Consider the following 25,731-nt stretch of genomic DNA (forward strand, 5'->3'; position numbering starts at 1 on the left):
CCCTCGTTACGAGGGATGGTCAGACTGGCCCCTGCTGGCTGTCTCCCTTATGGGGGTAGGCTGGCAGGGGCTTTCGTGAAAGAGGCATAGTATGCAGGAGCAGTCTGAAGGGCAGGTCACGGCAGCGGTTCACCAGCCGCGGGATGTACAGGTGGGGTTCTATCATCTGACACGCACCTCCTTTGAGGCAGCCTTGCCGACATTGCTGGAACGTACCCTTGAAACTGGCGAGCGGGCGGTAGTTCGTTGTCAGGATAGTGGGCAGGTTTCAGCGTTGGATAATGCCTTGTGGGCTACCCCCCCCGGTGTTTGGCTACCTCATGGCAGTCAGGCGATGGGCCATGCGGATCGGCAGCCTATTTGGCTGACAGCATGTGATGAATCTCCCAATGGAGCGGCGTTCCTGTTCCGCATAAATGGGGCGTGGGATGGTGAGCTGACAGGCTTCACAAGGATATTTGACCTCTTTGACGGGCATAATGATGAAGCCGTGCAGCATGCTCGCTTGCGCTGGCAAAAGATGAAACAAGCTGGATACCGCATGGCATATTGGCAGCAGCAAGCCAAAGGCTGGGCCAAAAGATAAGGACAGGCTATGCCGTTTCATGACCCTTTCATGGCCTGTCTGCTGGTCGTTCTGGTTGCCCTGCTTTGCGGAGAAGGGGAGGTCCGTGTTTTCGTCAGTGGCCTTTGGCGTTCTGTACCGCTGGTTCGCTGGCGGCGAGGGGGCTGCCATATGGCCGGTATGGTCGTGGCTATGTTGGCTCTGGCTCTGTCCCCTCATGCTGGGACGGTGTCTTGTCTGGTAGCTATTGCCCTCATCTTGATGGGAGGTGGGACGGCATTTCAGCCCGTATGGGGGATTCCTGCCCTAATTGGCTATGGCCTGCTGCCAGATGGGCTTGGTGGGCTGGGATTGATGGCTGTTTGTTTCTGGGCTGCTGGCAGAGCAGAAAGTGACGGAGCCGCCCGACTGGTGGCGTTGTTGCTGATGTTGGGGCTGGGGCGTGGCATGGTGGCCTTGCATCCGCTGTGGTGGGTATCAGGTGGGGCTGTACTAGCGGGGCTGTGCATGATGGCTGGGCCTTGGCCGGATCGGCTGTCCCTGTATCGGTATTGCCGCCTAGTCCGGCCTGTGTTTTTGCTGGGTGTTATAGAGGTCTCCCGCCAGCAGGGTATGCTTCTTGGCGTGGAAGGTGCCCTTTTTGCGTTGTTGTTGGACCTCGCCTGTCAATCCCTTGCGGTGATCTGGCCTCGTGCTGCCTTGCTACTGCTTCCCGCTCCGCCGTTGCCGGGGTTTGTTGTGGGATGGGTTGGTCTTCACGCGGCTCTAGGGTTGAGCAGTAGCACAGAGGGGTGGACCGTAGTTGGTTGCTTGCTGGGAGTGGCCATCATGGGGCTTTCATGTGGTGATGGTCTGGTTGTGCTTGGTGAAGCAGCACTTCCTTTGTGGGCTGGGCGTCGCCGACTTTTGGTGTGGGTTCTTTTGTTGGCTATGGGGCTGCCATCGGTCTGTGGCATAGTGGCGGGCTGGTTAACGGGCCATGGGGCGGCGTGGGCAGGGTGGTTCTATCGCCTCTCTGGTGGTGATGGCAGCATGATGGCTCTACCGATTTTCTGGGCGGTTTTGCTGCTTCTCTGGTGTTGCCTCTCCCGTAGAGAGCGAGGAGACGTGCAGGATGTGGATCTACCGCTAGAGGATGGTGAGCGGAATGGTCTGGATGTTCTCCATGACTATATGCAAGCGCAGCCTGTCCGGCCTCGTAGTTTGAGGCGGTTTTTGATGCAAGTGCAGCGACAGGTCCGGAGCCTTCGGCTTTCTGTAACGGAGCTTCTATCCTTTGCGCCAGTGCAGGAGCCGGAATCTGTGTTCTGGCTGGTCTTTCTTGGGGGTGTACTGGTCGTCATGGGGCTGGCGCAGTGATGGCGGCATTGTTGGTTTCCTTGGTGCGGGTTCTTTTGGAGTTGGGCCTCCAGTTGGGAGTGATAGTGCTGCTTCTGCCCGTGATGTTCTGGTTGAAAGAGGATGTACCTGCCCTGCTGGTTGGCAGGGCTGTATCTCCCTTGCGAGAACGGTATGCCCGCTTCGGTACATTCTGGCGGCTAACCCTGCGGTATGGCTTGCCGGTAGATGATGGATTGATGCTGGCTCTGGCGCTTTTGGTGTTGCTCTGTCTTGCTGGCTTTTCCCTCGTTATGCCGGAGACTAGCTCTGTGATGGGGGCTTGGCTGGCGGACCCGTTGTTGATGGGGGGTATTCTGCTGGTTGGTGCGTTCTGGGCCGTGCCGGGATTATCCCGAGGGGCGCATGGCCGCTGTTGTCTCGTTCTATGTCTGACGGAATGTTTCATTGTGCTGGCGGCTCCGGGGGTGACCGGGTTGCAAGGTGTACAACGGCTTTTGCTGGCGTCTCCGGGGTCCAGCCTTGCCGGAACGGCCCTTTGTTGTGCCGTGGCATTGGCACTGACAACATCCCTGCCTGACCGTCAGGCACTGGCTGATGATATGGTGATGAGGGGGTATCCCGCTGGCCGGTCCGCCCGAGACCAAAGGCAGGTGATAGTAGGGATGTATCATGTTGGCTGGGCGTTGCTTCTGGGGGACCTGCTCCTGCCCGTCTTGTTCGGTCTGGAAGGGCTGGGAGGCATTGTAGGGTTGGTGGTTAGGTTTGTGGGAGGCAGCTTGCTTGTGGCGTCAGGGCGGTTGACGGGTATGAACCGGCATGGCCGTTTTGTTGCCCTCCTGCTAGGGCTGGCCGGACTGATGGCCCTTGCCGGGAGGTTCGCCGTATGATGGCCGGTTTTGCCTGTGCGTTGGTGCTGGTGCTGTTGCGTCTGGGGCGGGATGGACGTTGGCTGCCGTTTTATGGGCTGCTCTGTGCGGCTATTGCTGGTACGTCTGGTACGGGGGTGCTTGCGTTCTTTTGTGCTCTTTTGCTGCCAGTATTTAATCTATTGCTCTGGGGCATTGTCCGGCATTTTGCAGTAGGTCAGCAGGGGCGGTTCCTCGCCAGTGGACGAGGCCTTTTGCCGGTCGTGATGACATTGTTGCTACAGTTCGTGCTTGCTTTCTTTGGGGCAGGGCTCGGGTTGGTGCCGACCTTTGGCATCGGGCTTGTGCTGGCAGGTCTGTGCTCAGCCGCCTGTGGTGTAGCTCTCGCACAGTTCTGCGGGCTGATCATGGCCGTGGATGGGCTTATGGTCGTGGCGGCTATTTTGCCGTCATGGGGGTTGTTTATTACAGCGGTGGCACTGTGGGCAGTCATGGTGTTTCTCGCTTTTGTGCTTCTACCCCGGTTGGCCTGGCTGCGGGTGGAGGAAGATTGATGATACTGGCGGCAGCGTCTTTCTCACCCGGCCTTTTTGCGTCACCTGTTCTGTTCGGGTTGTTCTGCTGGCCCTTTCTGGTGGTTTGGGCCTTGTGGGCGTCACGGCGGCCCGGTCAGGCTAGTTTTATGGCTCGTCTGGGTTTGATCCTGAGTGGTCTGGCCCTGCTGGGTTGTTCCTCCGGCATGGCATGGGGGCAGGAGCTCTGCCTGGGTATGGAGGCCTGTGTTCCGGTATTGCTTTTCCTGCTGCGGCGAGGGGCAGAACCTGTGAAGGCGAAGGCATCCTTCCGGGAAGGGATGGGCATTTATCTGCCTTTCTTGGTAACGGGCTGTGTCTTTATGGGGTTGTTGCTACGCCCCCCTCTGGCGGCTCTGTTTTTTGATGGTGCAGGAACAGTCCTGCTAGCTTGGTGGGATGGACGGGCAACCCGGCGGGCTATGCCTGCTTGGGAGGCTGTTCGCCTACGGTTGAGTGGCGTGATTCTGGCTGGGCTTGGGTTGGTCGTGATGCAGGGCGGGAGCGTTTTCTCCAGCAATGACAGTGCGGCACAGGTTGGTCAGGTGCTAGCGTTGGCGGGGTTGTGCATGATGGCGGGGCTGGGCAGTGTGGCGTCCAGTCGGGCAGAATTGGTCCTGCTGGATGTGGGGCTGCGTTTTATTCCACTATTTCTCATGACGTTGCTGGCCGGGACGCCCTTTATGCAGCATCTCATGGTCATTGCTGGTCTGCTTGCCATGGTGGGCATGATCGTGCGGCGGCAGGGAACACCCCCGCTACTATCATGGATGACCGGACTAGGGATATTGGCTGCGGGAACGGGGCAGATACCGTGCCTCCTTTTGCTGTATGGGGTGGCTCTTCTGGCTATGGCTCTGCGTTTGGGATGTGAGGATTTCTTCCCGGCGGGAGCATTAGTTTTACCTGTGCAGATGGTGCTACCCGTCATCATAATTGTACTGGTTGTGTTGGCGCCGTTGTTGGGCTGGGTTGCTTTGGCAGGACTTTTGGTTTGTGTGATGCTGGGTTTCCGGCAGTTAGAGCTTGAGACCCTGCCGAGGAATGTTCTTACGGTCTGGCAGCGGGGTGGAGGACTAATGCGGGGCCTTCTGCTCCTGCTCATTCTGCTGAACTTGTTGGTTGCTACCTTGTTGGCATGGGGTGTCCTGTCGGTTCAGCCGCTGCCTGTTCTGAAAGGACGCTGACCATGATGGAAGAATCAGCCCTCTTTGAGGGGGAGCGTGTCGGGCTGTTCCATTATCGTGTGACGGCAGAGGGCTGGCAGAGTCTCTTGCAGCAGAATGTGCGCACGATGGCACTACTGGCTTTCTGGGCAGATGAAGAATGGGCAACGGCCCTGTTCCTGCTGAAAGGGGAGCAGCCCCTGCTTCTTAGTACGGCGGTGGTACAAGGGCGGTATCAGGCAGTTTCGCATTATTTTCCAGCGGCCCAGTGGGGAGAGCGCATTGCGAGAGACCTCTGGGGGGTAGAGGCTTGGTCTGCGTTGGATGATAGTCCAGCATTGGATGATGGCAGCTGGTCGTTAACGGCACCACTGTCTGCTAATCCTTTGCCCGTTAGCGAGGGGGGCGGACAACCACTACCTCGATGCAAGGTAGAACCTTCCCGTACATCTGTGCCGGGTCTGCTCGGTGTGGATTATGTGCTGGCGGAGGGGGTGATGCAGCAGGTCGATGTACAGATATCTGCTGGTCATAGGGGTGTTTTATCTCGTTTGATTGGGTTGACCCCGCAGGAGGCCATGCCGCTTGTGGCTCGTATTTCGGCAAGTGGATTTGTCGCCCATCCGTTGGCCTTTGTCCGGGCGTTGGAGCAGGCCGAGAGTCGCCGGATAGACCCACGAGAGCGAGATAGGCGGCTGATCCTACTGGAGGTGGAGCGGTTAGGGCTGCATTTGTTTGATATGGCACAGACAGCCCATCAGGCCGGGGCCGGTTTGCTGGCGAGCTTGTGCGACCATGCACGGGAGTGCCTAGCCAAGCGTTGTATGGATCATGGCCTGTCACGACGTTTGACCGACAGTATCAGTCTGGAAGGGCTTAGTGGTGTGGAGGCCATTATTCCTTTTGCACAGGCTGTTGTTCAGGGACTGGCTCCACGATTGGAGCAGATAAAACAGCTTGCCCGCCTTTTTGAGGGACGCCTGAAAAACGTGGCTACCGTGCCGACAGACCTAGCGTGGGATTATGCGCTGGGCGGGGTAACCGGGCGGGCCAGTGGGCGGTATTTGGACATGCGATACATGGATGAAGGGGTCCGTCCGCAGGCGATGAAGAGTGCAGGGCGGCATGAGGGCGATGCATGGGCTCGCAACCGGCAGCGTCTGGCTGAAAGTGAGGAATCTCTTAGGATTCTGGAATGTATAACGGCTGGCTACGGGCAGGAGAGTGACCAGCAAGCCGTGCCGCGCACGGATGAAGGGCTGGGTGTAGCCGAAGGAGCGCGAGGGGATGTTTGGTATCATGTCGTTCTGAAAGAAGGGCGGCTGGCCAATGTGCAGATACGGGATCCATTAATGCCACTTCTGGCCGTTCTGGGGGCTGTTTTGGAAGGGCAAGAGCCGGAGGGATTGAGCCTTGCTCTAGTATCCTTGGGCCTATCGCCAGCAGGTGTGGCCTTGTAATGATGTCTGCGTGAAAAGGGCTGGCTCTCAGCAAAATGTTATATTATAACATATAAAATATAGTTTAATATTTGCATATGCTGTGTGAGGGGTTGTGCGGCTAATCAGACGGGGCATTGTCCTCATGCTGGGTGGGGGCTTGGTCTGTCCGGCTTTGATGGTGTGTCCGCTTCAGGCAGAGCCGGTGGCGCAGCAGGTGCCAGTAAAGGCAGTTCTGACCACTCACGATAGGAAGCACCCTAAGAAACCAGTAGATAGGCGGCCACTTCAGGCGGTTCGGACTGGTGCTTCGCCTGTTGAGCAGTTGACGGTTACGGGCTCTTTCCTTCAGGGCGGACGGAAGAATTCGCCTAATGCTGTGCAGACCATTACGGGGAAGGACATACAGCGTAGTGCCGTGACCTCTCTGGGGGATTATCTGCAACGTATGCCTTCCATCGGGTCATCTGGTTCACCCAATAGTATGACTAACGGTGGTAAAGGCGCCTCCTGTACGGATTTGCGAAATCTGGGTCAGGGGCGGGTGCTTGTGCTGATTGATGGGCATCGGGCACCGCTCAATGCCGGGTCCGAATGTGTGGACCTCAATACTATCCCGTTGCAGCAGATCGAAAAGGTAGAAATTCTCAAGGATGGTGGGTCAGGTCTTTATGGGGCGGATGCCGTGGCGGGTGTTATCAACATCCATCTGCGGCACGACCTGACGGGGAGTAACATCACCATGCGGGGGAGCATCACGCAGGTAGGGGATGCTCGGGGCGGGGAAATTTCCGCCTATCATGGCATGAACTTTGATGGCGGGCGTGGCAATGTCACGCTGGCAGGCAGCTATAGCACAACCGGGCCTATTTATAACCGGGATAGGGGCTGGGCAGCCTTGCCCCAGAATGACAACCCGGCCACGGGCAGCCCCAGTTACGGATCGTCTATTATTCCGTCTGGCGTTTTAATAAATCCGCAGACGGGGCAGAAAATGGTCCCGGACGGACAGGGCGGTTTCCGCCGCTTCATAACTAGTGACCTCTACAATTTCGCTCGTTATTCCACGATCATGAACCGTCATGATGACGGGACGGCCTCTATTGATGCTCATGAGCGCTTTTCTCGTTTTGTAACGCTTTATGGCACCATACGTTACAGCCATACGCTTGTGAGCCGTACCCAGTCGCCAGCCCCGATACAGGGGAGCGTTCCGCCATCTACGTTGCCATCTTCATGGATACTCCCTGCTGCTAGCCCTTATAATCCATGGGGTATGGATGCATCTGTTATCAAGAGGGCGGAGGATGTCGGGCCACGGCGGAACAACATTAACACTGATACATGGACATTCCTGCCGGGGTTGAAAGGCCAGATTGGGGGCGGGTGGGATTACGATGCCTCCTACACCTATGGGCGGAGCCATCTGTCATCCCATACGCAGGATATGATCAATTACCGCAATCTTCTGGAGACGACCGGCACGAGGCAGCTTGATGTAACCAACCCTCGTAGTGCTGTGGTTTATGACCCGGGTATCTGTCAGGTGGCGCAGGGCTGCGTGTTACAGAACCCTTTTGCCCCTTACAGCCAGCAGGCGAAGGATTATATCCGTTTTACCCAGAAGGACCGAGCCACTTATCAGTTGCGGGATACGATGCTGCGCCTGCGGAACCCGCATCTTTTTGCTCTGCCGTGGCGTCATGCGGGAGAGGTCGGGGTGGCGATCGGGATGGAGCATAGGGGCGAGCAGCTTAGCTACCATCCCGATGCTCTTGTGGCGCAAGGTGCCTCTACAGGGGCAGCGGGGGCCTATACAGGTGGAGGCTTTACCGTCTCGGAAGGTTACGGAGAAATCCAGCTTCCTCTATTGAGGCGTGCCTTCCTCGCACGGGATTTGACAGTTGATCTTCAAGGGCGTGTTTCTTCGTACAATCATTATGGAACACCTCTGAACTGGAAGACCGGTCTGCACTGGGCACCGGTTCAGGATGTGGCATTCCGGGGGACGCTGGGCACATCGTTCCGGCAGCCGGGTTTGTATGATGTCTATGGTGGGCAGACATTAAGCTATGCTTCCGCATCCGATCCCTGCGCCCATGTTAGCAGCTATGGCAGTAATGCGGGGGCGGTACGGGCACGCTGCCAGAAGGAAGGGATTAATCCGGCCAGTTTCACCTCTTCACTCGTAGGGCAGCTACCGACCCTTTCCGGTGGTAATTCCCGGTTGGGGCCAGAATATGGGCGTACGGCAACAGTGGGGATGGATATTACGCCCCGAGCGGTTAGGGCATTACAGCTTTCTGTAGAGTACTGGCATTATAGCCTACGAGACATGATCTCGACCCTCAGCACTCAAACGCTGCTGGATGGGTGTTATACGGGGAGCGAGCCTGATTTCTGTAGTGCTATTCTGCCTCGCTCCAATAGTGGGCAGCTCACAGCTATTGAGGCTCTGCCGCAGAATATCGGTGCCTTGAAGACAGATGGCTTGGATTTCAGCCTGCGTTACAGCCTGCCCTTAAGTGACCGGGACCAGCTGAGTTTTTATGAGAACACCCAGTATCTTCTAAACTACAGGCAGAAGTTAACCCGTAATGGCAACTGGCAGAATTATACGGGCCGTTTGCTCTATTTGAATGGTAGCGGGCGACCACGAGAGCAGCATTATATCAGCACGACATGGCGGCATGACCATGTCAGCGTGATCTGGATGACCCGTATCATCAGCGGTATGAGGATGAATGACGGGCATCGAGACCTTGACCCGGCTACATCCGGGCGGACCCGTGTTGGTGGAACGATCCTGCATGATGTGACGGTGGCAGGAAAGTGGCATCAGTTTCAGCTCATGGGTGGTATTAGTAATATCTTCAATCGCCGTCCGCCATTCGTGCCGGATGGGGCTTTCAATACCGCATTTTCCCAATATTCAAGCTATATCGCTGGAAGAAGTTTCTTCCTCCAGGTGGGGGCTGATTTCTAACGGGGGCAGATAACCACCAAGGGAGAGGGCGCATTGGTGACGCGCAGTGGCGTTGCTCCCCGGAAGTCACCATCACTCTGCACCGGTACAGGCTGACGACCTGAGCTGGTGATGACCTGACCTTTAATGAGGGTAAAAGCAGGAGTGGGGCACGTCTTTCGGCAGAAGGAAGCCCAGACCTGTTCTAGTAGAGCCAGAGGGTTCAACCGGTGCAGCATGAAGACGGAAAAGGACGGCTGTTCGTGATGATTGTGAGGGAATAGCCTGAAAGGCCCGCCATAGAGTCGCCCTTTGGAGATAACGGTAAGCCGGGCTTTGTATGTGCGGCCGTCCACGCAGGTTTCAAAAGCATGGAAGGGGTACGCAAGCGGCAGTCGCAGGGCTGTGAGCAGATAGGCCAATCGTCCGATACGCTTCTTGAGGGCAGAGGAAAGCTGCTGCACTACCCATCCATCGGGTCCGATACCCACCATTTGGAGGAACAGGGTGGGGGTGGGCTGGCCGTTCGTGGTGAGCCATCCCGGCCAAAGGGTTTGGGTTTGCCCGCTGGCAATCAGAGCGGCGTTACGGGCATCAGAGAAGGGGATGTTGAGCTCCAGTGCGAGCACATTGGCGGACCCGACCGGCCAGAGGGCGAGATGGCAGGAACTGCCCAGCATGGCATGGGCGATTTCCGCAATCGTTCCGTCACCACCTCCAGCAAGGATGAGGTCTGTTTCAGGTAGATGGGTCTGGACGATCTCACCCGCATGACCCCGGTAGCGGGTTATGGCAACCTGCACCTTCAGTCCAGCTCGCTCTAAATGGCATACGAAGTCTGTCAGCCTTCGAGGGGAATAATGTCCAGCAGTCGGATTGACGATGAGCAGGGCTTTGTGATGGCCGGGGCTCCGTGAGGGGCGTGATAGAGGCATAGTAGGGCAACGGTACTTCACTCTGGGGTGGGACGCTATATAGTGCCTGTCATGGAACCTCTGATGTAGGTTTTTGTCAGTCTTTTGTTTTGTGAGGATCACTCGTCATGCAACCAGCCCCCTTGACCATGATGCTCGCTTTTCTGGACGTGCAGAAATGGCGTCCCCAGCACATGAGGCGGCAGGGGCGGCGGATACGGCTGTTCTCACTGGAGACAGGAAGCTGCGAGGGATGTGCGATGGAGCTGCTGTCTCTGGGGAGCAGTGCTTACCCGCTGGAGGGGAGTGGCTTTCAGTCTGTGCGGCATCCAGAGGATGCAGACTGGCTTTTAGTTACCGGGTCCGTGACACGGTCTTGTGCGGGGGCATTAGCCAGTGCGTGGGAGGCCATGCCCGCAGGCCGCAGTCTCGTAGCAGTAGGAGACTGCGCCCATGATGGCGGTATGTGGAAGAATACATATGCCACGCTGGGCGGTCTTCATGCGCTCAGCCGGGTATATGGTTCTATTCCCGGCTGTCCACCATCTCCGGCTGCTATTCTTCAGGCGTTGGTCGAGCTAGCAGAGGGGGGTCTGTCTTCTACCAGTTCCCAAGCTTCTTCAGCCTCACGGCGTAGCCGCCAGTAAGACCGGCGGGATAGTGGGATCATGACGAGGTAGAGAACACCGGCCGCAGCCAGAGCGCCCCACGGTTCTGCGACCAGAATGGCAGCATAGGCACCGACACCGACCAGCATGGGCAGAATGTAGCGTGCTGGGACCTTAAAGTTTTTGAAGGACCAGATCGGCAGGGTGGAGACCAGCAGCAAAGCGGTGACGATCAGGCAGCCAGCGGACAGCCAAGGGGAGTGAGCAAAATGCTCAAGCCATGTCAGATTGTTGCGTTTTGCTTCTAGCCCCAGAAAAACCGGGAAAAGCGCAAGCCCAGCCCCTGCTGGTGCAGGTACGCCGGAGAAGAAATTAGCAGCGTATTCCGGCGTCGTATCATCATCCAATGCGGAGTTGAAGCGTGCCAGCCGCAGAGCCATGCAGACTGTAAAGAGAATGAAAGGGATGAAGGACAAACGCTGCGTAGCGGGCAAAGCCCACAGCATAAGGATGAAGGGAGGCACGACACCGAAACAGACAAAGTCCGAGAGACTATCAAATTCAGCTCCGAAGCGGGATGTTCCCTTCAGCAGTCGAGCGATGCGTCCGTCCAGCCCATCCATGCAGGCGGAGATCAGCAGAGCACCGGCGGCATGAGTAAAATGGCCTGTCATGGAAAATTTGATGGCACTTAACCCTGCGCACAGGCCAAGCATTGTCAGAATATTAGGGACAAGCCGATTGAAGGACAGCCCACGGACCCTGCGCCGCTTGCGCCGGTATCTATGTATCATGGTCGTTTTAGAAGATAGCTTCTGCATGTACTGATCCTCAGAGCTTCGCTATGACCGTCTCGCCTCCGATCATGGTCTGTCCTTCCAGAACGTCGGGAGTGACGCCCGGTGGCAGATAGATATCCGTGCGGGAACCAAAGCGGATGAGGCCGAACAGCTCCCCAGCTTGGACGTGCTCACCCTCCTGCACATCGCAGAGAATACGACGGGCGACCAGTCCGGCGATCTGCACAACAGCCACCTGACGGCCATCCTTGAGGGTCACACGAAGTTCGTTGCGCTCATTATGCTCGGATGCTTTGTCTAAACTGGCATTGAGGAACTTGCCTGCATGGTAGGCAATTTTGGTGATTGTCCCGCTTACGGGCATACGATTTACATGCACATCCAGTACGGAAAGGAAGGTCGAAACCCGCCAAACCGGCTCACTGCCCATCTCCAACGCTGGCGGCGGCGGGACCATGGAGATACCCGTTACACGGCCATCTGCACTGGAGAGAACAAGGTTGTCACCCTGTGGCGAGGTCCGCTTTGGGTTGCGGAAGAAGTAAAGGCAGAAGCCGGTGAAGGCAAAACCTGCCGTACCCAGCGCCCGTGTCAGCCGCCACGGCGTGGCCCGCCCGAAAACACCAGTCAGCAGGCCGATGCCGAGGAAGGGAGTTGCTGCACGATGCGGCGGAGCAAGGACGAGTTTGAAAGATTTGATCAGTGACATGGGATTACTCATACGTCACCCACCGGATGGGTCAAGTATTTCATTGAGGGGATAGTTACAGGATGATGGCGGTGGGCCTCGTGGTTGCAGGGGCGAGTGGTACGTCCCATCTTGGGGGTCTGGCTCTTGTTATCCTGCCTTCTTGCGGGATAACCCTGCGTGAAGAGAGGTTTCATGAGTGTGGAAATAAAGCCCGTTCTGGCGTTTCAGGATAATTACATCTGGTTCGTTCGTAGAGATGGTGGCCCGTGGGTGGTTATTGATCCCGGCGAGGCTGGACCGGCAGAGGCGGCTCTAGGGGAGGAAGCTCCGGCGGCTATTTTGTTGACGCACCATCATGGTGATCATGTCGGCGGCGCAGCTGCGCTGAAGCAGCGTTATGATGTGCCTGTCTATGGGCCTTCTGATGTGGCGGGAGTCGATCACCCCTTAAAGGATGGTGATGAGGTTTCTCTTGCGGGGCTGACATTTCGTGTCATGGCTACGCCGGGCCATACGCTGGATCACCTCTGCTATGCACTGAGTGGGCAGACGCCAGCCTTGTTTAGTGGTGATACGCTGTTCAGCGGTGGGAGTGGTCGTTTATTCGAGGGCAGTGCAGAGCAACTTTTTGCGAGCTTCCGTCAGTTTGATGATTTGCCGGATAAAACCCTGCTTTGCCCCGGCCATGAATACACACAGGGGAACCTGAAATTCATCGCTTCACTGGGGAAGAAGACACCAGCTCTTGAGGCCCGCATGGCAGAGGTGGCGGCACTGAGAGAGGAGGGGCAGCCTTCCGTACCTGTTCCGCTGGGTGTGGAGCGGCAGACCAATCCTTTCCTGATGGCTAAGACGCCAGAAGAACTGGCCCGCCTGCGGAAGCAGAAAGACCAGTTCTGAGCTGTCAGGCCGTGCGGATGTCTAGCCCGATATCCAGAGCTGTCACGCTATGTGTGAGCCAGCCGAGTGAGAGGATATCCACGCCACTTTCCGCAATGCTTCGGGCCGTGGTGGGGGTGATGCCGCCCGAAGCCTCGGCAATGGCACGGCCCTCAATCATGTTTACGGCCTCTCGCAGCATGGCGGGTGTCATGTTGTCCAGCAGGTAGGCATCCGGCCCGTCGGAACATTGCAGGGCCTCGGCGAGCTGGGAGAGGGAGTCTACTTCCAGCTCGATTTTCATGAGATGTCCGGCCCGTTGGCGGGCAGCGGCCAGAGCGGCGGGAATGTTGCTGCCAAACAGGGCTAGATGATTGTCTTTGAGCATGATGGCATCATCCAGCCTGTGGCGATGGTTGCTGCCACCGCCTGCTCGGACGGCATATTTCTGTAGGGCACGCAGGCCCGGGAGTGTCTTGCGGGTACAGCAGATGCTCACCCCCGTGCCTTCCACGGAGTCCACAATCTGCCCCGTTATGGTGGCGATCCCGCTAAGGTGAGAGAGTAGATTGAGGGCCACACGTTCCCCACCCAGCACGGCACTGGCTGTGCCTTCCACTTCGGCCAGAACATCCCCACGGGTGATGCGGTCACCATCCTGCTTGAAGGCTGTAAAGCGTGTGTTGCCATCCAGCAGGGTGAAAGCCAGACGGGCACCGGGCAGCCCGGCTAGTCGTCCATCCTGCCGAGCAACGAAGGAGGCCCTCAATGTGGGTTTGCCTTGCATGAGTGCTTGCGTGGTGACGTCTCCACCCGTGCCGAAATCTTCCCGTAGGGCGTTGGTGATGACTGGTTCCCAAAGTAGGTCGGGCAGGAAAAGCGTATCGAGGGCCATGAAGGGAATATCCTGATGCTGAGTGTGGGGAGGTTACAGGGGCAGGTCGGTCAGCCGCATGTCGATGTGATGGGGAGGTTGAGGGGCGGGTGTATCTTCCCGCCAGTGTGCTCCTCTCTGCTCCGGGCGGTGTAGAGCGGCCCAGCCGATGAAGGAAGCTGTTAGGGCGCAGAGATTCTGGCGGGCTAGTGGCAGGGTGCGGTCTAAGAACTCTTCCAATCCCTTACGGGTGCGGAGAATCCCAAGATGCTGCTGCATTTCAGCTCGGAAAGGCCAGTCCGTTGTGAAGGTGGGGCGTTCTGGTGCCGTGGTGATGAGAGAGGTGCTTGTATCCTGATGGGCGGCGTTGACATCCTGCCCCGCCCACTGCCCGCAGACTAGAGCCTCTAGTAGGGAGTTGCTGGCCAGCCTGTTGGCCCCATGCAAACCAGTGCAAGCGACTTCTCCGCAGGCCCATAGTCCCTTCAAGGTCGTGCGGCCTGTCTGATCTACCTTTAGGCCGCCCATATGGTAGTGCATGGCAGGTTGAACAGGGAGTAGCTGAGTATTCGGATCAAGACCTGCCTTTTGGCAGGCTTGTGTGATGCCGGGGAAGCGTGCGCTAAAAGGCCCGTCTGGTAGAGAGCGGCCATCTAGAAAGACGGTGCGGCCCTCCCGCAGTTGGGCAGCGATAGCTCGGCTGACGACATCACGGGGGGCGAGTTCATTCGTAAAGCGGTGGCCATCATCCAGCCGTAGCACGGCCCCGGCCCCCCGCACGGCCTCACTGATGAGGGATAGGCGGTTTGTCTGGTCCGGCGTGACGAGAGCTGTAGGATGAAACTGCGTGAACTCCATGTCGCGCACGGTGGCTCCCGCTTGTGCAGCCAGAGCGAGCGTTACGCCCCGGTTAGAGAGCGGGCTGGTCGTGTGTTGATACAGCCCACCGCACCCTCCACTGGCCAGAATGCAATGTTGTGTGGGGATGAAACCGGCAGATGACCATAGGCCCTGCAAGGTGCCATTATGTGCATGGAACCCTTCCAGAGTGGCCTGTAGCCAGTGGATATTTTCCTTTTTTTGAGCCTGTTGAAGAATATGCTGCAGAATGACCTGCCCGCTTCGGTCGCCACCGGCAAAGACAATTCGGTTATGGCTGTGGGCGGCTTCCAGATGGAGGGCAAGCTGGCCGTTTTCATCACGGGCTAAAGGGACGCCGAGCCGTAGAAGGGTTTCGACAGCCTGAGGTCCCGCCTCGGTGATACGTTGTACGATGGCGGGATCGCATAACCCGGCCCCAGCTTTGAGCGTATCCTCGGCATGGCTAGCTGGGCTGTCACCGGGGGCGACAGCCGCAGCCATACCCCCTTGGGCGAGGGTGCTGGATGTCCCTTCTCCTGTGAAGGAAGGAGCAAGCAGCACGCAGGGGCCGTCCATCTCCAGCGCAGCCATCAGTCCGGCTAAGCCAGCCCCGATGATGACAGGCCAACCTGCGTAGCGGGAAAGGATATGTCCCTGCATGGGACGGTCCTTCACTTAATCGCCAGCATGCGCTCAACGGAACGGCGAGCGGGTTCTTGAAGTTCAGCCGGGATGGTGACCTCTGTACTCATGGTTTCCAGAGCCTGACGGATGTTCTTCAGGGTGATGCGTTTCATATGCGGGCAGAGATTGCAGGGACGGATGAAGTCGGTCTGCGGATGCATGGCTGCGAGGTTGTCGCTCATGGAACACTCGGTGATGAGCATGACCTTTTCGGGTTTATGCTCAGCGATATAGTCCATCATGCTGGCTGTGGACCCGGCATGGTCGGCTTCTGCCACGACATCGGGTGAGCATTCTGGATGAGCAATGATATGTAGCGGGCCATGCATACGCCGGTACTGGCGGATTTCCTGTGGAGTGAACCGCTCATGAACTTCGCAGCGGGCCGACCATGTATGCATTTTGATGCCTGTTTCCCGTTCGATGTTCCGGGCAAGGAATTCATCGGGGATCATGATGACTTCTGGTACGCCGAGGCTTTCCACGACACGGCGGGCATTGCCAGAGGTGCAGCAGACGTCCGTTTCGGCCTTTACGGCCGCAGAGCTGTTCACATAGGTGACAACTGGCACACCGGGGTGGCGTTTCCGCAGGGTACGGACATTCTCTGCCGTAATGCCTTCAGCCAGAGAGCAGCCAGCTAGAGCATCGGGGATGAGAACGGTTTTGGTAGGGTTCAGCAGCTTGACTGTCTCGGCCATGAAATGGACGCCCGCCATGATAATGACATCCTGCTCCAGGTTTTGGGCCTCACGGGCGAGAGCCAGACTGTCGCCCCGGATGTCGGACACACAATGGAAGATTTCCGGTGTCTGATAGTTATGGGCAAGGATGACAGCGTTATGTTTGCGCTTTAGTTCAAGAATGGCCTCGATGTCATCCGCAAAAAGCCGTTCCCAGTCCTGCCGGGCCATAAGAGAGGCCACGGGGCTGTATAATGCCGCACGGGACGGAGAGGTGGCGATGCCCTGCATCATGGAGAGGTCCTTATCAAGGTTTATACTCACTATGAGCATAATATAGGCCCTGTTGCAGGCTGTGCCAAGTGGCTTCTGTTCGATCTGGGAGATGGGTCTGATGGCGCAGGTGATTATGCCTGCCTTATTAGGGATGGCTTTATTGAAATAAACAGTTTTGAACAAAAATTGACTTTTGATCGCTGGCTTGTTTGCTGCATGCGCTCGTGAGTGACAGCCAGCTGAGAATGGACCAGATTGTCGGAGGAACGCAGCAGACACTGGGCCAGTAGCAATGTGCGGCTGAGTGCTGAGAAGGGCATCCTCTTCAAGGGGGCTTCGCTCAAGGCTGGTGGGGACGCCACCCTTATGGTCGGACAGAACATCAATCTTGACGCCCTTTCGACACATGGGAGGGGTGGAGTGTTCAGGCGTTACTTCATACAGACGGGCCGCTCAGAAGCGTCCTACTGCTAAGGAGGGAGGGACACGCCATGACGTAATATCCTCCGATGGGATACTTGTTAACATACGTGATGGTAAATCTGCTAGTGACAAAACAGATAACGATACTTATTCACTTGAAGTGAACGGGCATAAAGATATCGATTCTTCTATCAATAGGGGAAATCTGAAAATAAAGTTCCGGCAGATTAAGAAATAGAGAGAAAGGTGGAGTAATGACTATATCTGATGACGAATTTATTTGGTTCTATCAAGATTGTATAGCAGATCTCTTGGTTGGGGGAGATTCTTCTATGCCGTCTATGGGAGGTTGTTATGTCAGTTATAAAATTGGATGTACAGAAAAGGAGTGGTATGAAAAAGCGATGGCAGCTTTGACAAGATTGGGAATATCTGGAGTGATTCATTGTTGGCATACTCGAGATGATATACGTATTGTGTTAAAAGAACTGTTTTTTGATAGAAGTAGCATGACATGGGATAGTTATTATTTCGAATTAACTGAATATGGCGAAAAATTAGCCAAGAAATTTCGCCTCGACGAGGAGGAAGATGTCGAGACAAGGGTGTTTCCCGATTTTCGTGAGGAATTAGAGCGTATTTTAAATGAGCATGGCGTAGGGTTCGATGTGGACTTGCCCTACGACCAGTTGATTTCACTTGATGGTGAGTGAAGGCCGTTCTGTTTTTCAGAATGTAGGCTGGGTTCTGTAATGAGAATCCGGTCTTTTTTATTGTAATTTATGATACAGAAGGTACCGATACATCTGTTGTTGTGTCTCCTATGATTATCGGCTCGCTCTGGCTTGCGAAGAGTGCTGTGGTGGGCGCAGTCCTCAAATTTGGTGATGCTGCTGTCGAAAGGCTTGCCAAAGCCCAGTTTATGGCTGCTCCTGGAGAGGAGCTCGGGTCTGCCGCAGGTCATGCAGTAGAAGGTGCTGCCAATCTTGGCGAAAAAGAAACTGTAGCTGGTCAGGTTGTAAAAAGTGTCAGTGAAGCCTGTTTATTTGGGAGGAGGAGAAAAAAAATTCAGACCTGATGAAGTGAATATAGATTATTCTATAGATGGTGTTATGAAGAGGTTGGAGTTCGATAATGCGGCTATACAAAAGGGAGGTAAATTTAAGTAGTATGGATTTTATTATTGATAATCTCAAATCCTTTCTAAAAAAGGAAAACCTTGATTTCATTTATATGGAGTTGGGAGTTTCTTTTTGGGATCAATCTTCTTCTGATCCGGTTGTTAGTAGTGTGCTGCACAGTATTGTCTTTTTCAAAAATGGAAAGAAGGGTTCTGTATTTTTTGATAAAATCTGTGACTTTGATTTTTTAGTCGATAATAAGGTTTCTTATATCCAAGGGAAAATAAAGGAATCTCTTTCATTTCTTAATAAAAGTATGTTTGTTTATTCACATAAATATTGGAATTTTGTGACGATAAAGATAGATAACGACGGAAAAATATGCGTAAAGTTTTTTTATGATCTACGGGAAGGGAAGGGATTGACGGATTCTCTAGAGAATTTCAATTGATTACTAATCTTAGATGATGACTGATTTATTGTTTGCTTTATGTCAGAGCAGATAAATTTTAGAGTGGACACCAATTGTAGGTTCATGCGAGGTGAGTGTTGATATACCTTCTGGGTCTTCATACCAACTTGTTTTTAACGGCAATTATATTGAGATTTTTTGATATTGTTCCGGTGAGGAGAAAATTATGGTTCCTTTAGTAAGACAGCAAAAGCTTATGGATATTTTGTGTGTGGGCCCATGCTTTCTAGTATTAATGGAGTTTTTGATAAAGCTGAGTGTGAGTTCTTATATGAAGTAATGGATGGTGGATGGCCCTCTTTAGAAATAAATTTTCCTTATGAATTAGATGGTAGGACTATGGGATGCCTGTTGAGTTGGGAAGCATTGGAAGAGGTGTTTGTGGTTGTGCCGGAGCTTTATGCGCTCATGAAAGAATCTGGTATGGGGGATTGGTACAAATGTACGATGTCTTTTCCTAAGGATGGTCCTGTTTCACTAAAACATCAGTACAAGGAAGCTGATTAGGAGGGATGATTCTTCAATGGAAGGGATATTGAAAATGTTAGGGTATGTCTGCCTTTTTTATTAATTGTAATAAGCTTCGTATATGATTTTGAAAAACTTAAAATTTCTATTTGTTATGACTAGGTGTATCGTGTGTCTTGGTGGAGTTGGTAAAATTTCTGTTTGATCATTTTTTTATAAGGAGAAGACAACATGCTTCCTTTGTTGAAACAGCAAGAAATTATGAATGAGCTGTATGGAGCTGTGATTTCCAGTATTGATGAAGACTTCGATAAAGTAGAGTGTGAATTCTTATATGAGGAAGTGGATGATGGTGGATATTCTGTAGGTGCGAGCTTTCATTATGAATTGGATGGAGAAATTTTTCATCGCACTCTGAATGAGGAATCTTTGGGGGAAGTATCGGTGCTCATCCCGGAACTTCATGCGCTTATGAAAGAATCTGGTATGGGGGATTGGTATAAATGTACGATGTCTTTTCCTAAGGATGGTCCTGTTTCGTTGAAATATCAGCATAAGGAAAGCTGATTGAAGCAATAGGCACTTCCAGCGGCAGAAACGTCGCCTTTTAGATGTCACAGGTACGAATCGCTATCGATGGTCGTGGCGTCCATCCCGGGTGGTGGGACGCTCTTAGTGCCCGATCCGTCGCCTTCGGTGCATTATCTGCTGGAGACCAACCCACGTTATGCGACGTTTGCGGGGCTTTACGGGTCGGACTATCTGCTGGGGCGGCTGGGCCATTCCATGGGAGATTACCGTTTCCTGGGGGATAGCGGGTTCGATCCGCAGTATGTGCAGCAGCAGATTGTCTCTGCCACGGGCCAGACCTTCCTGGGTGGAAGCTATCAGGCAGCCAATGAGCAGATGCAGACACTGCTGGACAATGCGTCCCGGCAGTCTGAGCAGCTGGGGCTGACCTTCGGGCAGGCCCTGACGTCGGATGAGCAGTCCAGACTGACGGACAACATCGTCTGGTATGTTCCCGTCTCGGTGAATGGACAGACGGTTCTGGTGCCGAAGCTTTATCTGGCCCCCGGTAAGGTGAAGCTGGCCAATGGCGGCGTTATTTCCGCAGGGAATGAGCTGTCTCTTCAGGGGGGCAGCATAAGCAACAGTGGGGCGGTGGCATCCGGCAAGGCCCTGAATCTCGTGGCCACTCAGGGTGATCTCGTGAATGATGGCGGGAGCATTTCGGGTGGCGATGTGACCCTTGCCAGCCTTGCAGGATCTGTCGTGAATGACAGCCAGCTGAGAACGGACCAGATTGTCGGAGGGATACAGCAGACACTAGGCCAGCAGGGTACGATCACGGCCAGTGGCGATGTGCGGTTGAGTGCTGCGAAGGACATCCTTTTCAAGGGGGCTTCGCTCAAGGCTGGTGGGGACGCCACCCTTGTGGCCGGACAGAACATCAATCTTGACGCTCTCTCGACACATGGGGCGGGTGGAGTGTCCAGGCGTCACTTCACACAGACGGGCAGCTTTGTCCGTAACATCGGGTCCAGCGTCATGGGTGATGGAACGGTCACTCTGGCGGCTCTGGGAGGCGACATAAATCTTGCTGGGTCTGGCATCATGGCAGGAAAGGATGCTTTCCTTCAGGCTAAGGGCAATCTGGCTCTGAAGACCATGACGGATGAGGATCACAGTTACAGCAGGGTCGTCAAGAAGGGGTTCCTGAAGAAAAAGACCATTACCACTAGCAACGACAGTACGACGGAAATAGGCAGTCTTGTCGGCGCAAATGACAACATCCTGATGAGTGCTGGCGGTGATCTGTCCGTGAAAGGCACTGTCAGTGGCGGGCAGGATGTGACGCTGACGTCTGGTGGATCCCTGAGCATTAATGCCCTGAAAGATACGACGACTTCCTATTACCAGAAGAAGAAAAGCGGCCTGTCATTCCACATAGGGAGCCGGACCTCGGTTGGTTATGGCAAGTCCCGTGAGACTGACACAGGGGATGGGACGAACTGGACTTCCAGCACGGTGAGTGCCGGCAAGGGAGACCTGAGCCTGAAGGTTGGGAGTACGGCCACGATTATCGGGTCCAGCCTGAGTGCCGGACATGACATAGGTATTGATGCGTCCTCGGTTGCGTTCAGGGCGGTGGCACAGAGCCTGAAGGTGTAAGTGATGGTCTTACCGGGGATTCCGTGCTTGGGAGCGTGGTGCCGTCCGCTATCAGCGACACCATCACGGTCAATGCGTGGCATGTCACGGGGGCATACAGCCGTGACGTGGCACATGCTAATGGTGCGCTGATGAACAAGTTTGATGCGTAGAAGCTCCAGAACCAGATACAGGCCGAGTGGTTTGGCACGCAGCTCATCGGCGAGATGGTTGGAGCGGCCTTCCAGACGATACAAGATCAGCAGGACAGGGATCATATGGCAAAGAGACTGTTGCCTGCTGCTGATGGTTCATTCTCCGCACTGGAGATTGGTCGGGACCTTCTGGAGGCTAGCGGAGCAGCGGGTGTCGGTACGCTGTCAGGTAATGTGATAGCCGCGGTTACCCGTGACTAAACGGATCCCATGGCGACTAGTCTAACAGGCAATAACACTGGCAAAATGTATGACAGTCTCGCTAGTCTGTTCAGTGGCATCATAGCGGCCGCTGCAGTTGCAATTGAGTAGTATAATGCTGCTGCGCATAAGTAAGGTTTGGGCCCATGGGAGAAGTAGTACGTAATCATACGCATTTGTTTAGAAACGGAACACCTCCTGATATGATAGTAAAAGCTTTCCTAGTACATTTGGAGAGAGGGCTGTCCGGTTTGGGAAAGAACGTGATGAATACTCCAATTTTCATGGAAGGCAAATGATCAATGTATAGATATTTGCTTATGTTATTTTTGTTTTCTCTATTATGTTTTGAAAAATCCACTGCTTCAGTGAAGTATGTAGGAGATGAGAAGAGAAGATTCATACTTCTTGATAATTATACTTGCATGTATCTTAATCTTACTGATGAAGATGATCATGCTTTGTATTTGGATCCAATTAAGAAGGGATATGTTGTGAGAAAGGAGCCTTCTGATGCGGCATCTATCGTGGCAGGGGTTACTGAGATTTTCATTGGTGCAGATCTGAAGACCGAAACGAAGAATGGGTATGTGTCTGTTGTTGCCACACCAGAACCTCTGACGTCTGAGCCATATGTCAAGGGTTGGATGAAGCGTAGTCTTTTGACCTCATATGATGATCATCAAAAAGAGATGGATTTGCATGATGGGTCTTATTGCAAGGTAATTGTAGTGCTTGGAGGGCAAACTAAATATAGATTTGGACGCTCTTATATGGATTTTAATTTTTTTTCTCCAGAGAAAAGTGCAAAATAAATTGATAGAGTAGATATGGACATTTATTTGAAGCGGACTGGAACCGTCAGAGTGCCCTGAACCACACTACCCAGAAGGGTCTTCGATCGGTGAGGAGATTTTATAGTGATATCGTTGCTTGGCTTGAAGAAAGTGGTCTCCCTCTTAGACCACAGAGTGATCGGGTTATTGATCAGGACGCAGTGGATAGGGGACGTGCGACGGCACGGTTTAGAAATATTTATAAAATGGGGGAGGATATAAAAAAGAGGAAAGATGTGTATGTCGGTTGGCGTAGTGCCAAGGAAGCAAGTTTTAGAACACCAGACGGTGTTGAGACTATTGACTTGAGTCATCCATCTGGTTGAATGAAGTTCAAGATTATTCATGTTGAAAAATAGATAGCAGTGGTTATGTATGAATGTGTCTGATGATGATTTCCTGAAGCTTTATCAAGATTTTCTGACAAGAGTTGTTATTGATGGAGATGGTGACATATTTTTTATGAATTATTATTGGTATGATATGGATGAAGATGAGTTATATGAGAAAGCGATGGCGGCTTTGACTCGGTTTGGGGCGTCTGGTTTAATTTATCGTCGTATTCTTGGTCGTAATGTTAAGTGTAACATTGATTATGATATTATGAATTTTTTCAAATATATGTTTCTTAATAAAGATGAAAGAATTTGGATGGATTGTTTTTTTTGTTCCAACCGAGTCTGCTGTGAAGCTGGTAGAGAAGTTCCTTATATATTTTGATAAAGAAAATCATTTAAAGTCTGTTACAGATATCTGCGAAGAATTTCGGGAGGAGTTGGGGCGTATTTTTGATGAGCATGGCGTAGGATTTGATGTGGACCTGCCTTATGACAAGTTGCTTTCACTTGATGGTGAGTGAAGGCTGTTCTGTTTTCCAAAATATAGGCTGGGTTCTGTAATGAGAAGCCAGTCTTTTTTATTGTAATCTGTAATGTAGTTTCTCCTTTCACATAGGGAGCCGGACCTTGGTCGCATTCAAGGGCCGTGGCGCAGAGCCTGAAACAGACGCAGCACGCAGGCCAAACTGCATGATAGTCTGATGAACCTGCTGAGCAACGGCATTGCCAGTGCGGCGGGAACAGTTGGCGGGCTTGTGGCGGGACCGGGCAATGCCACGGCCAACGCTCTGAACGGGGCTTCGGCAGCATCAGCCATCCAGCAGTACAATCAGGCTGCGAATGTCGGAATTACAGATGACACTCTTGCAATTAATCCATTGAGTGTTGCCGAGGCTGGAGTAGCTCTTGCTGGTGCAGCAGTATTGATAGGTGTGGAGGAAATTTATGATGCATTGGGTGGCTCTTATGCTCCGGGAGCGGCCAGTGTGCTTTCCCAGACGGCATCTTCTGATAATGGTCAGGGATCAGACAGTGTAAATTTCCAGGTAGTATCTTCTGATAGTTCTTGGAATAAGGAAATTTTTGATCTTCCGTTACCTGAATCTCTTGGTTCGGGGTTGGGATATGGTGCCGTATATATGGCACGGCCGAGGCAATCTAATGGGGATGGGGGTACATCTGAGCCTGAAAAAGAAAGGAATACTGATACGGTTCCAAATTTAAAAGAACTGTACAAACGTCCCGGATTTGGGCAGAGATTAGGCAATAATTCACGCCCGGTGGAGGGGACTAAAAATTTTGTAGCTACTACCAATATTACTAATGATAGTGGGGAGGTGGTAATAAAAGAAGGACATACTTTTTATATTGATCAAGAGTCTTCTAATCATTTAGAGGTATATGATAAAAGGATGAAAGCCAGTCCCGTTGTTAATATAGATGGAACTGTAAACTTAAAGAAGAGTAAGGCCGCTGAGGGTAGAACGATAAAACGCTAAATTAAGGATAGAATATGTATAGAGTAAAATTTTTTGTTGATAGTTTATGTTTCTCTTATGATAGTAACTTAAAGGAAGATATATTGGAGGATATGGCGTTTTTTTTAAAGAGTGAAAGGGATTTTTTATATTTTTCGCAGTTGTTGGAGGCTGCAGGTTCCGTAGGAGAGAATTTTGAATGTTTGAATGATAAATTAAGTAAAATCAATTTATTTTTTGGTGACACGATTGATTTTCTTTTGTCGTTGAATCAATTTATTTTTGATGTTCTTGATGAGTTAGATGGAGATGAGATTAGTCTTGATTTTAAGGTGCCTAGGAAAGATTTTTCTATTTTTTATAAAAGGTATGTCTCTTTTCCTAAAAAAAGAAATGATCATGGTGATTTTTTAGTGTGCCTAGAGAACTCTAGGAATTATGCTATTAGATTGTTGAACGATCCTTTTGTTGAGAAAAAAATATTTTCGCATGCTCTCTTTTCTTTATTTAGAGAAAATTATCTTAATTTTATTGAAACGATTGATGTATATACGGAAGTATGTGAAGAAAAAAAATACCTCTCTTTTTTTCTTCGGAGTATTAATATTTATATGATGGCTATAGTGAATTGTTTAGAGCAATTCCGTTTATCTGTGGGTTCTTTGTGGCTTTTTTTGTGAAGTTTGAATAAATATTTTTGTTTATTGTAATCTTTAATGAATGTTTATGAGAGTAGATAGAATAGTGAGTGTGTCTGATGATGATTTCCTGAAGCTTTATCAAGATTTTCTGACAAGAGTTGTTATTGATGGAGATGGCTCAATTTGTTAATAATGAATCTAATAAAGGTATATATCAGCCGGTTTTTCCTGAGTTAGAGCCTCCAATTCTTGAGAAGGGGGTACCGCCTAAGCGGCTTACCGATCAGAATGGATTATCAGATCAAAGTTTTATAGATCAAGTAGTACCTAGGAACACTCAGAATGATGATCAGAATACTTATCTTGCAGAAGGAGGGGGCAGTCAGGGGTCATTGCCGCCTTGGCGTGTTTCTAAAAAAGATTTTGTCGGTGAACAAGGGAACAATAAAAAACCAACATTACGGATAATGCCTGTTAGTGAGGATTCTGAGAAGGCTGCCAGTGATTTTTATAATAGTTCCACTAATTGGTTCAAGGAGAATGGATTCGAGATTGGAGATGTTGAACGGATAGATATTAATAAAAAGGGTGAGGCGAATCGTGAAAAGTATCTTTTGAGAACACCTGTGCGAGATAAAAACGGCAACATTGTTTCTTACATCATGAGGCGTACTGGTGAAGCAGCAAGTAACAAAACGAAAAAACTACTCAGACTCTTGAGATAAGGGAGTGCTCTAGCATATCTGATTGTCTTAGTATTACAAGGAAATTGAAGTCGAGCATGTTAAGATAAAGTTCCCCCAGTTGGATGGTAAATGAGGTAGACTTATGAATATTTCTGATGCTGATTTCGTTAGATTTTATCAGGGACCTTTAAGCAGTCTTGCTGTTGAACCGGACAGTAGTATTGAGTTCTTGGTCGGCCCTCTACAAAAGGGAGAGGGGGAGGAATGGTATGAAAAATCGATAGCCGCTTTGACCCGGTTGGGAATGTCTGGGTTGATTTCCTGCTATGGTCCTGAGGATGATATCAGGCTTGCGCTGAGGGAAATGTATCAGGGAAGAGAGGACCGCATGTGGGTGGGTTGTCTGTTTAGTGCAACTGACTCTGGTGAGGAATTGGCTAAGAAGTTTCTTCTGGATGATGAAGTACCTTACCAGAGGGTTGTTCCTGGTTTCCGTGAAGAACTAGGACGTATT

At 52.3% G+C, this 25,731-nt stretch carries 29 protein-coding genes; 23 read left to right on the forward strand and 6 right to left on the reverse strand.

The features are described 5' to 3' along the window. Nucleotides 1-91: 91 nt before the first annotated feature. The 7 genes from AL01_RS04745 to AL01_RS04775 all read left to right on the forward strand — a co-directional run bounded on the left by AL01_RS04745 (nucleotide 92) and on the right by AL01_RS04775 (nucleotide 8,935). On the forward strand, nucleotides 92-586 hold the full coding sequence (locus AL01_RS04745) for a DNA polymerase III subunit chi (protein WP_077396286.1): 495 nt from the start codon (nucleotides 92-94) through the stop codon (nucleotides 584-586). A 9-nt stretch (nucleotides 587-595) separates the two neighbouring features. Next, a complete protein-coding gene (locus tag AL01_RS04750; RefSeq protein ID WP_077396287.1) occupies nucleotides 596-1,924 on the forward strand; it encodes a hypothetical protein in 1,329 nt (442 codons plus the stop codon). After that, nucleotides 1,924-2,793: a hypothetical protein gene (locus AL01_RS04755; protein WP_077396288.1), complete on the forward strand. Its 870-nt coding sequence runs from the start codon at nucleotides 1,924-1,926 to the stop codon at nucleotides 2,791-2,793. The genes AL01_RS04750 and AL01_RS04755 overlap by 1 nt, the downstream gene beginning before the upstream one ends. Next, complete coding sequence (locus tag AL01_RS04760; protein ID WP_077396289.1) at nucleotides 2,790-3,326, forward strand: hypothetical protein; 537 nt, start codon at nucleotides 2,790-2,792, stop codon at nucleotides 3,324-3,326. The genes AL01_RS04755 and AL01_RS04760 overlap by 4 nt, the downstream gene beginning before the upstream one ends. Beyond that, nucleotides 3,326-4,531, forward strand: a complete 1,206-nt coding sequence (locus tag AL01_RS04765) for a hypothetical protein (RefSeq protein WP_077396290.1) — start codon at nucleotides 3,326-3,328, stop codon at nucleotides 4,529-4,531. Before AL01_RS04760 ends, AL01_RS04765 begins: the two co-directional genes overlap by 1 nt. 2 nt (nucleotides 4,532-4,533) lie before the next feature. After that, the gene (locus tag AL01_RS04770; protein ID WP_158075932.1) at nucleotides 4,534-5,970 is read left to right on the forward strand and encodes an NADH-quinone oxidoreductase subunit D-related protein; all 1,437 of its coding nucleotides are present in this window, start codon (nucleotides 4,534-4,536) and stop codon (nucleotides 5,968-5,970) included. Nucleotides 5,971-6,064: 94 nt separating this feature from the next. Then, nucleotides 6,065-8,935, forward strand: a complete 2,871-nt coding sequence (locus AL01_RS04775) for a TonB-dependent receptor domain-containing protein (protein WP_241502699.1) — start codon at nucleotides 6,065-6,067, stop codon at nucleotides 8,933-8,935. Here the strand turns inward: AL01_RS04775 and AL01_RS04780 are convergent. Then, a complete protein-coding gene (locus tag AL01_RS04780) occupies nucleotides 8,932-9,849 on the reverse strand; it encodes a diacylglycerol/lipid kinase family protein (protein ID WP_077396292.1) in 918 nt (305 codons plus the stop codon). The genes AL01_RS04775 and AL01_RS04780 overlap by 4 nt on opposite strands. Nucleotides 9,850-9,956: 107 nt before the next feature. Here AL01_RS04780 and AL01_RS04785 point away from each other — a divergent pair, with 107 nt between their 5' ends. Next, nucleotides 9,957-10,475: an NADH-quinone oxidoreductase subunit B family protein gene (locus AL01_RS04785; protein WP_077396293.1), complete on the forward strand. Its 519-nt coding sequence runs from the start codon at nucleotides 9,957-9,959 to the stop codon at nucleotides 10,473-10,475. Here AL01_RS04785 and AL01_RS04790 read toward each other — a convergent pair. Together AL01_RS04790 and AL01_RS04795 are read right to left on the reverse strand one after the other, a co-directional pair. Next, nucleotides 10,391-11,230 (reverse strand): CDP-alcohol phosphatidyltransferase family protein, encoded by an 840-nt coding sequence (locus AL01_RS04790; RefSeq protein ID WP_241502700.1) that lies wholly within the window; start codon nucleotides 11,228-11,230, stop codon nucleotides 10,391-10,393. The two genes, AL01_RS04785 and AL01_RS04790, sit on opposite strands and share 85 nt — an antisense overlap. A 37-nt stretch (nucleotides 11,231-11,267) precedes the next feature. Then, nucleotides 11,268-11,945 carry a phosphatidylserine decarboxylase gene (locus AL01_RS04795; protein WP_077396356.1) on the reverse strand — a complete coding sequence of 226 codons (678 nt, stop codon included), beginning with the start codon at nucleotides 11,943-11,945 and terminating at the stop codon, nucleotides 11,268-11,270. Between the two features lie 174 nt (nucleotides 11,946-12,119). Here AL01_RS04795 and gloB point away from each other — a divergent pair, with 174 nt between their 5' ends. Continuing rightward, a complete protein-coding gene (gene gloB / locus AL01_RS04800; RefSeq protein WP_206599221.1) occupies nucleotides 12,120-12,827 on the forward strand; it encodes a hydroxyacylglutathione hydrolase in 708 nt (235 codons plus the stop codon). A 4-nt stretch (nucleotides 12,828-12,831) separates the two neighbouring features. Here the strand turns inward: gloB and nadC are convergent, their stop codons facing one another. The 3 genes from nadC to nadA are packed head-to-tail and all read right to left on the reverse strand — an operon-like array spanning nucleotide 12,832 to nucleotide 16,199. Beyond that, nucleotides 12,832-13,701: a carboxylating nicotinate-nucleotide diphosphorylase gene (gene nadC / locus AL01_RS04805; RefSeq protein ID WP_077396295.1), complete on the reverse strand. Its 870-nt coding sequence runs from the start codon at nucleotides 13,699-13,701 to the stop codon at nucleotides 12,832-12,834. Nucleotides 13,702-13,734: 33 nt separating this feature from the next. Continuing rightward, a complete protein-coding gene (locus tag AL01_RS04810) occupies nucleotides 13,735-15,201 on the reverse strand; it encodes an L-aspartate oxidase (RefSeq protein WP_077396296.1) in 1,467 nt (488 codons plus the stop codon). 11 nt (nucleotides 15,202-15,212) lie between these two features. Then, a complete protein-coding gene (nadA, locus tag AL01_RS04815) occupies nucleotides 15,213-16,199 on the reverse strand; it encodes a quinolinate synthase NadA (protein WP_077396358.1) in 987 nt (328 codons plus the stop codon). A gap of 240 nt (nucleotides 16,200-16,439) precedes the next feature. Here nadA and AL01_RS09315 point away from each other — a divergent pair, with 240 nt between their 5' ends. From AL01_RS09315 to AL01_RS04880, 14 genes are all read left to right on the forward strand, one after another. Beyond that, nucleotides 16,440-16,658, forward strand: a complete 219-nt coding sequence (locus tag AL01_RS09315; protein WP_143280679.1) for a hypothetical protein — start codon at nucleotides 16,440-16,442, stop codon at nucleotides 16,656-16,658. A gap of 203 nt (nucleotides 16,659-16,861) precedes the next feature. Beyond that, nucleotides 16,862-17,320, forward strand: a complete 459-nt coding sequence (locus AL01_RS04825) for a hypothetical protein (RefSeq protein WP_077396298.1) — start codon at nucleotides 16,862-16,864, stop codon at nucleotides 17,318-17,320. 110 nt (nucleotides 17,321-17,430) lie between these two features. Further along, on the forward strand, nucleotides 17,431-17,685 hold the full coding sequence (locus tag AL01_RS04830) for a hypothetical protein (protein ID WP_077396299.1): 255 nt from the start codon (nucleotides 17,431-17,433) through the stop codon (nucleotides 17,683-17,685). 92 nt (nucleotides 17,686-17,777) lie between these two features. After that, nucleotides 17,778-18,179: a hypothetical protein gene (locus tag AL01_RS04835; RefSeq protein ID WP_077396300.1), complete on the forward strand. Its 402-nt coding sequence runs from the start codon at nucleotides 17,778-17,780 to the stop codon at nucleotides 18,177-18,179. Between the two features lie 240 nt (nucleotides 18,180-18,419). Beyond that, nucleotides 18,420-18,707 carry a hypothetical protein gene (locus AL01_RS09320; protein WP_143280680.1) on the forward strand — a complete coding sequence of 96 codons (288 nt, stop codon included), beginning with the start codon at nucleotides 18,420-18,422 and terminating at the stop codon, nucleotides 18,705-18,707. A gap of 192 nt (nucleotides 18,708-18,899) precedes the next feature. Continuing rightward, nucleotides 18,900-19,235 carry an immunity protein YezG family protein gene (locus AL01_RS04840; protein WP_077396301.1) on the forward strand — a complete coding sequence of 112 codons (336 nt, stop codon included), beginning with the start codon at nucleotides 18,900-18,902 and terminating at the stop codon, nucleotides 19,233-19,235. 75 nt (nucleotides 19,236-19,310) lie between these two features. Then, nucleotides 19,311-20,843, forward strand: coding sequence for a hemagglutinin repeat-containing protein (locus tag AL01_RS04845; RefSeq protein ID WP_158075933.1), 1,533 nt, complete (start codon nucleotides 19,311-19,313; stop codon nucleotides 20,841-20,843). A 257-nt stretch (nucleotides 20,844-21,100) separates the two neighbouring features. Then, the gene (locus tag AL01_RS09390) at nucleotides 21,101-21,238 is read left to right on the forward strand and encodes a hypothetical protein (protein ID WP_158075934.1); all 138 of its coding nucleotides are present in this window, start codon (nucleotides 21,101-21,103) and stop codon (nucleotides 21,236-21,238) included. A gap of 320 nt (nucleotides 21,239-21,558) precedes the next feature. After that, entirely contained in the window at nucleotides 21,559-22,053 is a 495-nt protein-coding gene (locus tag AL01_RS04855; RefSeq protein WP_143280681.1) for a hypothetical protein, read from the forward strand. Between the two features lie 402 nt (nucleotides 22,054-22,455). Then, nucleotides 22,456-22,794, forward strand: coding sequence for a hypothetical protein (locus tag AL01_RS04860; RefSeq protein ID WP_143280682.1), 339 nt, complete (start codon nucleotides 22,456-22,458; stop codon nucleotides 22,792-22,794). A gap of 319 nt (nucleotides 22,795-23,113) precedes the next feature. Then, the gene (locus AL01_RS04865; protein WP_077396306.1) at nucleotides 23,114-23,911 is read left to right on the forward strand and encodes a hypothetical protein; all 798 of its coding nucleotides are present in this window, start codon (nucleotides 23,114-23,116) and stop codon (nucleotides 23,909-23,911) included. A gap of 14 nt (nucleotides 23,912-23,925) precedes the next feature. Further along, nucleotides 23,926-24,570 carry a hypothetical protein gene (locus AL01_RS04870; RefSeq protein ID WP_077396307.1) on the forward strand — a complete coding sequence of 215 codons (645 nt, stop codon included), beginning with the start codon at nucleotides 23,926-23,928 and terminating at the stop codon, nucleotides 24,568-24,570. Nucleotides 24,571-24,704: 134 nt separating this feature from the next. Then, entirely contained in the window at nucleotides 24,705-25,256 is a 552-nt protein-coding gene (locus AL01_RS04875) for a hypothetical protein (RefSeq protein ID WP_143280683.1), read from the forward strand. A 103-nt stretch (nucleotides 25,257-25,359) separates the two neighbouring features. Beyond that, on the forward strand, nucleotides 25,360-25,731 hold a 372-nt coding region (locus tag AL01_RS04880; RefSeq protein ID WP_143280684.1), incomplete at its 3' end, for a hypothetical protein.

This window comes from Bombella intestini (assembly GCF_002003665.1).
GTDB classification, from domain to species: Bacteria; Pseudomonadota; Alphaproteobacteria; order Acetobacterales; family Acetobacteraceae; genus Bombella; species Bombella intestini.